Origin of the sequence: Pseudomonas sp. MWU13-2100 (genome assembly GCF_023242365.1) — a bacterium.
Classification (GTDB): domain Bacteria; phylum Pseudomonadota; class Gammaproteobacteria; order Pseudomonadales; family Pseudomonadaceae; genus Aquipseudomonas.
Genome location: NZ_JALLIX010000077.1, coordinates 1 through 8,083, shown reverse-complemented (window position 1 = coordinate 8,083; position 8,083 = coordinate 1). Strand labels below are relative to the sequence as shown.

At 52.0% G+C, this 8,083-nt stretch carries 4 protein-coding genes; 1 reads left to right on the top strand and 3 read right to left on the bottom strand.

What is annotated here, in order from left to right:
• Positions 1 to 58: 58 nt before the first annotated feature.
• The 3 genes from M5B99_RS29045 to M5B99_RS29035 all read right to left on the bottom strand — a co-directional run bounded on the left by M5B99_RS29045 (position 59) and on the right by M5B99_RS29035 (position 6,844).
• On the bottom strand, positions 59 to 2,896 hold the full coding sequence (locus M5B99_RS29045) for a hypothetical protein (RefSeq protein ID WP_248807369.1): 2,838 nt from the start codon (positions 2,894 to 2,896) through the stop codon (positions 59 to 61).
• Positions 2,897 to 2,931: 35 nt separating this feature from the next.
• Positions 2,932 to 5,340 carry a hypothetical protein gene (locus M5B99_RS29040; protein WP_248807368.1) on the bottom strand — a complete coding sequence of 803 codons (2,409 nt, stop codon included), beginning with the start codon at positions 5,338 to 5,340 and terminating at the stop codon, positions 2,932 to 2,934.
• An 82-nt stretch (positions 5,341 to 5,422) separates the two neighbouring features.
• Positions 5,423 to 6,844 carry a hypothetical protein gene (locus M5B99_RS29035; RefSeq protein ID WP_248807367.1) on the bottom strand — a complete coding sequence of 474 codons (1,422 nt, stop codon included), beginning with the start codon at positions 6,842 to 6,844 and terminating at the stop codon, positions 5,423 to 5,425.
• 249 nt (positions 6,845 to 7,093) lie between these two features.
• On the opposite strand from M5B99_RS29035, the gene M5B99_RS29030 reads away from it, so the two are divergent.
• Positions 7,094 to 8,083 (top strand): hypothetical protein (locus tag M5B99_RS29030; protein WP_248807366.1); only part of this gene is annotated, 990 nt, incomplete at its 3' end.

Sequence of the window (8,083 nt, the reverse complement as noted above, 5' to 3'; positions counted from 1 at the left end):
ATGATTAAAGCCGCGCCGCACTTCGCAAGAGGAAGTGCGGCACACGCCTTAACGTTGCTTAAAGCACTGTAATCAGTAATTTGTTGCGGCTGTCCACCACTGTTTTGGCCGGGAAGTGCACATCCAGGCGATGCTCATTGCCATTCATGTCCAGCAAGCGCAATTTCAGAGAACCTTCCAGGGGGGTGCGATGTTTATAAGCAACATCATCCGTGCGATCCAGAGTTACCATCAATCGACCTTTGCCCACAGGGTTTCCAGGTACCAGTTCGGTGTTCGGCCGAAAGCCGGGAAGGTACCTAGCCATCAACTCAGTGTCAAAAGAAACGGACTGAGCCTCTCTGTCTTCACCGGTTTCATTGAACACATAACCGGTATAGCTGAACATTTTTTCGTTGAGCTGATCGCTTTCCCATTGAACCGTTGATCGATTATTCAAAAACACACACTTTGCGAACAGCACAGAACGGCCATCATCACCCAGGTAGTTCAGATACCAGTAATCCGTCGTGATCAAGTGGTAATCATAATCTTCCTGTTCAGGTGGATTATTACCGCCGCCGGCAACGCGCCGTGGCTTGAAGTCATAGTGCCCGGCATTGGTAACCGGCGGTTCTTGTGGAAAGAGCTCCAGTGTTTGTGGAGGTGAATCACTTTTATCGATGGAATTGTGTTCAATCCAATATTTATCAACAAATCGGGCATAAAATTTCAACTTGTCACGGGCCCGAGTCTGCATATAGAGAATATCGTTGGATACTCCATTTCTTGGGGCCGGCGGCAGGCCATTCAGGTCATACCGAGGCAAATTCCTGACACCGTTATAATTGTTGAAGCGGTTTTCTACGGTGCTCACCGCCCACTTATAAGGTGCGTCTTCATCGAATCCCTCTTGAAATTTTTCGAGCGTATCAACATTGCCATTTGAATTACTATAGACCATCGTCAGCGTACTTCTTTCCTCTTCAGTCAATGGGTAATATTTGCCGTCAACCGGTTCGGTTTCCACCTTGATATCGATTGCCATCTGCTGGTAACCATTGGCAAAGGCCCTGCCTTTATCCGCCAGCAATGTAAAGGCCGAGATTTTTTTCCACGACGGCTCTTCGAAAAAATCCGATAGCCGAATAATACTGATGCCGCGTAAAAAGACCGTGCCCTGAAAAGTAACTTCACACGTCACCACGCTGACCGGTGAAACGATCTGCGCCGGTGCGGTAAAATGCCCGCTATTGTTCACCGTCCCCCAGGCATCGCCCCCCACTACCCGCCACTGTTCGTAGATAGCATCGTGCTCGCCCTCGGCCCGTAATTGCACATTTCCCGAACGCGCCACCCCGGTGACATAGGGTGGATCAATCGTCAGCATATGCCGGCCGCGTAGCAGCACCACCACCGCCTCGACGGAATCGCCCGTTTGCGAGTCCTGAATCTTGATTCTCTCGATCGCCACGGACTCGCTCAAGGTGGCCGGTGGCGTATAGACCGCCGTATTGCCGCTGGCCACCACACTGCCCAGAGCAGGCTGACTCCAGATCGGGGCCGCGCCACTGTTGACCGAGGCCTTGAGTGTGATCGGCGTACGCGCCTCGGTGACCCAAGCGGTACTGACCATGGGGGAGACAGCCACCGACTCGAGCGTCACCATGACCAACGCCGAAGCCCGATGTTCCTGCTGGCTCACTGGGTCGACATAGTGCGCGGTGACAACGTTACGCACGGTTTCCTTGCCCAATTGCTGAGGCGCGACCGCCTGGTAGCGTCCGGCACTGATAGAGCCCGCCGAAGAGTTGGTATTGATACTGCGCGCCCCCCAAGTGACGTCGCTGGCATTGAGCATTGTCTTGCCCGAGCGCCGCACCTGGAATGTATGAGAGCCACCGGCCTTCACATACTGGAACAACGAGTCGAGTTCGATACTGGTTAAGCTCGGGGCTATATTGCCGACCACCAGCAGATCGTAAGGCGTGTGTCTCGAGGTTTCTTCAAACACATTCTCCCCTGGGAACAGCAAGCTGTTAAGCACATCCAGCCGGTCCTGCTCGACATGCTCCAACAACTCTCTGGAGACAATCAGCGACGCTGAGTACAGGTCATTACCCGCGCCGTCCTGGTCGGAGGGAATCAGAAACGGAAAGTTATCCGGAGAAGGAATATCGCCACTGAACTCGTTGGCGTGCAGCTTGATAAACACCACCACCGCGCCATCACCGAAGTTCGAGGCCCTGGCGACCTTGGCGCCAGGCGCAGCCTGAGTCCTGATCTCAAAGGAGGTGGGGGTCAAGGGGCTGTAGCCGGCAAGATCGAGCATGCCCAGGACAAATACCCGCTTGTGAATCGGCAAGCGTTGAAAACGCTGCTGAATAAGCTGCCCGATCAACCGTTGTTCCTCACTGTGTCGATCATCGGCCAGTGTGCACATGAACTTTACACCCCTGGCCAGATCCAGGGTCACCATGCCCTGATGATCGACCACTCCCGGTGTCATCGCCAGATCGATTTCCATGGTCACCCTGAACCCCTGCTGCTCGGAAACCTTTAGGCCCGAGATCAGTACCGGCGGTTCTCCGGTCGCTTTCTGAAAAATCGTATAAGAACCTGACATGATAAATAACGTAAGCGTCGCCTTGGAGTTGCTCAGGGAGGCTTCCTCGAACGACAACAAGGGCTTGCTCAGGACAATCGAATCCAGATCGGCCCAGACAGTTTCTTCAAAATTCAAATAGACTCGATCACTCACAGCTGGCAAGAAGCTCAATTCGTTGAATCCAGCAACAAACTGCTGTTGCAGCAATCGATTCAGACGAGTCCGGTTAAATACCGAAACTGCCCCCCAACCAGACGTCACCGATCGCCCTTGCATTTGACTTAGTACATATTCAAGTGAGTTAGACATAGTGACACCTAAAATATAGACAAAGGAAAGATTAATCAGTGAGTCAGTACCTGCATAACGGCGGGAAACTCAGTCAGGGGCAAGGGCAGAATAAAATAGCCGTAAAAGTCGCCTAATCCCGGAAATGCAAAGCTTGCCATCACCACCGCATAGCGATGCGAACCCGCAGGATCGACGGTATAGATGGCCGTATCGGCATCAATCGAGCCGGACCCCGCCAGCACTTGCCATTTGACCCCCGCAACAGGACCTTGCTCCTCGATAAGAACCGCCTCAAATTTTAGTTGGTTCGCGGGGAGCCCGGCAGAACCGACAATATTCACAGCCAATAGCGCACCGCGATGCTCGACCAACACCCGCGTGATCTGACTGCGCCCAGTCAACTGATTGGTGACCTGTATTTCTTCAATATGAAAAATCACACCCGCTTTCTTTGGGCCCGCCGTATAGATATGTTCGTTTCTTCTTTCTGGATCAGTCAGGTTAGGTACCACAGTGCCGCCAAAAGACGAATCCATGGTGCGAAAGGTCAAGGTGCCGGTGCCCAGGGCTCCAGCCCATATTTTCAAACTCTGTTCGGGTTCGCATACCTGAATCAAGGGGTTTATGGTAATATCGCGGATCACCACCGAAACCAACGCCGAACTCTTGTAGTTACCTTTGGTCGCGGTGACCTTTACCCGCCGGTAGTAACCGTCTATTTGCGCCGCAGTTGGTGCCGTGTACTTTCCACCCGTAGTAATATCGCCTTTGGGGGCATTTTCTCCCATGATATTTTCTACCGACCAGACCACACCTGTGACACTCGGCTCGGTCCGAAACGTATGATTGTCCCCTGCGCCCAAGACAAACTCGGTCGGTGCTATGGAAAAAGTCGTTGTGGTGGGATCGACTTTGGCAAATATGACCAGGTCACGAGGCAGTCTCATATCGTAAGGACGAGCATCTATCGCATGTCCAAATGGCAGATTCAGTGTTTTGTAAAATTGCATCTGCTCTATAACTTGACGCCAATTATCCCATGTCGTACGCCAGAAATGATAAGCATAACTCCCCTCGCTACCAGTAGAGCTGACACCTACAAGTTTACTTTTCAAATTCGACCAAGCCAGACCACTCTCGTTCGAGAAGGGCTGTGGAAACCGCTCCGGACGCGTACGATGAGTGTCGGGGAAAAAACTATTAGGCCCTCCCGGATACCCAAGTTTAACGCCACTTCCAACATCGGAAAGTTGAACCCTCAGCCAGGTGGAAAAGCGTATATCACACTTGACCGTACAGGCCTCGGTGCCTGGATTTGCAAACCGGCAATCTGCATCGCCGATAATTGAAAAATGAATCTCAAAGGTGCCATCATTTCCAAATTTGATCTTTAGTGGGTCATAGGCCGCAGCATAAGAATAAGTAAAGGGCTCAACATTCAAGGTGAACGCGGGATAAGCACTTGGGTCCGAGGGATTACCTGGCTCACTAATCGTCCTTCTCGGCACAGTATAGCTGCCTGACGTTGCGATGATTTGAGTAACGTTGCCACTGTCAGCATCACGATCAACCCTGTAATTCACTCCCGCTAAGCTTCCGAACACCTGGTTGGCAATCGGAGCGTAGGTAATAATCTCTCGACTGTACAAAATGGCTGCCGAAAAATCTTTACCCGCGTCATCTGGAATCAAATATCTGAAATCCGAACCTGTCGTCGGAGTCCTCCCCAGCTGACTGCCACTCATGGCGACAAAGACCACCAGAGCACCGTCTTCGAATTCCGCCGCACGTGGATTTCTCGCCTGCTCATTGACTTGTTGCGTACGCATTAAAAATCTATCGGGTCGCATAAACGGATTGATCCCGGGCGCCAGCACCGACAGCGGATAGACCCGGTCCTCAACATCAATTTCCTCAAACTTTCTTTTGAATAGTTTCCCCATTTTGTCATTCATAAACTCAGTCTGACCATAACTGAGCAGGAAGTCGTAACCTTTACTCAAATCAAGGTTGACCCTTCCATCTTGGCCCACCGTTCCCGCCACGTTCGGTAAATCCAGGCTCATGCGTACTCTGGGACCATCGAGAGGATCTATGGAGTCCACCCTGATCGCCCGCTTGACCCCTTGACTCTGCTTTAAGGTGATATGGCTGCCACCCACCACCTTCATGGTCAAGGCCATTTTTGACTCCAGCACCTGGTTTTCATCTTCAGTCGATACAAACGACAAGCGGGGATAGTCCAGGGTGTAGTCGTAGAGGTATTCTGTCTCCGAAGTAACGGTATCTTCACTATCGGTAATAGGTCTGAGGTAATGCCCAGAGTCAAACCGAGTGATATATTCTTGCAATAAAAACCGATTGAGCTTTTCCCGATCCAGCCAGATGATTGTATCCCAGCCCAATGTTTTGCTTTTACCATCCAGCCATTGCAGCAAACTTGCCATCGAATTACCGGCCATGATCTTGTCCTCTTGAGTATCATCGATTTCTTGTATCGAGTAGGCGCACTCCGCGCAACTGCACTCGGAGGGGGGGCGCTCCTTACACTACTTCAATCGCAATAGAGGGAAACTCCAGATAAGAACTTCCTTCATCGAAACTGACCTCGACAGATAGGGTCAACCTCGCGCCAACGCCAACACCTAGAAGATAATTTCGAGACAACGTTGCAAGTACCTTCCCAGCAGTGACTTGATCTGCCCGAACCACAAATCCCCTGAGCAGGTACTCTGTGGGAGAGCCAGGTTGTGAAGCCAGGATAGTGACGCGCTGATCCGCAGCCATAAACACCCAGCGCGGTAACTCAAATTCGCCCCCATGCTCGGACACATTGGCCAAGGGAAGTTTTCCCGCAGGCGCCGCTGCACACTGCAAGGTTCGAAAATTGCTTCTGGGAATCGAGATAACTCTCAGGTCATAGACTTTCGATGTGGCGACAGGCCGGCCAGGCAGCTTGACCAGATAGTCCACATCCAGGCGTTTACCCATGTTTGCCGGAATGGCGGATGACGGAATCTTGAAACGAAGCGGATAGCCCGCCATGGGCTCGGCGGTAGTGTAGTACCCCGAGGTACCGAAGCCTTTCCAGCGCACTTCGATTCGTTCAGCGGTCCCCAGATCCACTTCGGGATCAGGCGCAATTCTGATCTCGCCGCCTGCCACCAGCGATTGCGCCTCAATAAATCCGCGATTGGGCACGCCACCGTCTTCCGCTTCAGCGTCGACCACGATCGGAGCCTCGGGTTTCCAGGCGACTCTGACGTCCAGCAGCAACGACTCGGAAGACATCGCCGCGCCTAAGCGAGCATATTGGTAGGTCAAGCTCACTTGAGCGTTGAGGTTGTCCCGTAACCATTGTTGCTCAAGTTTGAAGTCGATATGTCCAGCATTGATTATTTGCTGATCAACCTGAACCGCGCGGATCAGCAGGGGGGTGCCCAGTCGCCCGGCGGCATACAGCAGCACCTGATCGCCCACCGCGATCCCCGGATAGCCGGGGACTAGCACCGTTGCACCCTCGGGAAAGTCGCCGGGGTCAATCGTATTGCCGCTGTGACCTTCAATTTCAGGGGGAGACAAATACGCGCCTGTTGGAGCGACGATACGAATCGTCTGAACCTCGGACAACTCCGGCAGGCCCGTTGCACTGGCATAGCGGACGCTATAGCTCAGCTCGCCACGCCCCTCTCGGATAAATAACAGATAGCTGTTGTCCAACGGCCAACTCAGGGCCTGCCCTACATCCGTGGACGTCAGGGTCTTTTCGCTAACGAAGAGGTCTGCATCGTCGGCGTAGCCAGTGCTGTCAAAACCGCGCCAGGTGATGGTCACCCTATCGTTGGCCGCCATACCCGCGTAAGGGACGACCACCAGCATGAGAGAGCCAGATACGGGCAATGCATCCGGGTCGATCGCCAACTCATGAGACTCTCTTACTTGCGCAACAGGTAATAGTGTTTCCATGAACAAAACTCCTCAACCCGATCTAATGGAAAATCGGTGTTCGAAGAGCACGAACAGCAGAGTGCTCGAAGGTATTTGAGGAGTGTTATACACCGCCCAAACAGCCCCGCCTACTAGCAGAACTGATAGGTTTCCTATCAGTTCTGCTAGGTTGTCACTAGCAGGTTTGCTGCTATTGTATGCCCCATTGCCCTATCAAAAAACCAGGCAAAGACTCCCGTTGTTTCGTACTACTGGAGAATTCAAAAAATGAAACTGACAAAACAACTGCGCCTCTCACTGTTCGCCGTTTCAACATGCTTGATATTTTTTTCGCTACTCTCCAGAGCAGAAGAAGCGGCGACGCGAAACAACGGGACTATCACCTTATTTACGGGCAGTGGTCAATGCGTTATCCCCCTTCCCGATCCCGGACAAACAGCGGTGCATAAATTCCCAAAAAAACCTCCGACGGGTCGGTGTTCGTCGGTGCTGGATGGCGCAAGATTTGAACTTCGAGAGGTGCCCTCCGCAACAAAAATATGGTTCGTCAATGGTCGAGCCACAACCGGACAACTCGACTCAGCCCCCAAGTACTGCGAGCTGTTTCAAAACTACAGCGGATCTTGGAATTGGTATGAGTTGCTCACCATCAAGAACCCGACGACTATCATCGAAACACCTCAAACCCAAGCGCCTCATACCAATGACTTGAGCACTCTGCAGGAAGGTCAGGTTGTCAGTCCCGGGCTGCGCTTGATAAAAAAAGTGACCACTGATACCAATCTCGCCAAGCCTTATGAAATCAATTGCATCAGAATTGAGCGTTCTCCTGCCGCCCCGACAATACTGGCTGACGAGCCCGAACTGAAGAACACGGGAACCATTTCTTTTCACGGTAATAATCATTGCACACTGAACTTCGTCACCAGTCAGGTCAACTTTAAAAATCATGGGCAATGCCAAAATGATGATGCCAGCACCTTTGAATTAGAACATGTTCCTTCGGCTGCCGAGATTTGGCTGTTTGATAACCCCGATTGTGATCCATCGAAAGCCAATGACTTCTGGCTCAAGTTAATGACGATAAAAAAAGATTATACACAGGCGCCGATAGATTTCGACCTGATCGCCAGAACACCTGTCGGCAGTGTTGTTCTGGGAGCACCAGGGCTGCGGCTTATTGATAGCCATGTCAGACCGGGTGGACAAACTCACAAAAAACTGTCCTGCGTCAAAATCATTATCTCGCCACAACCC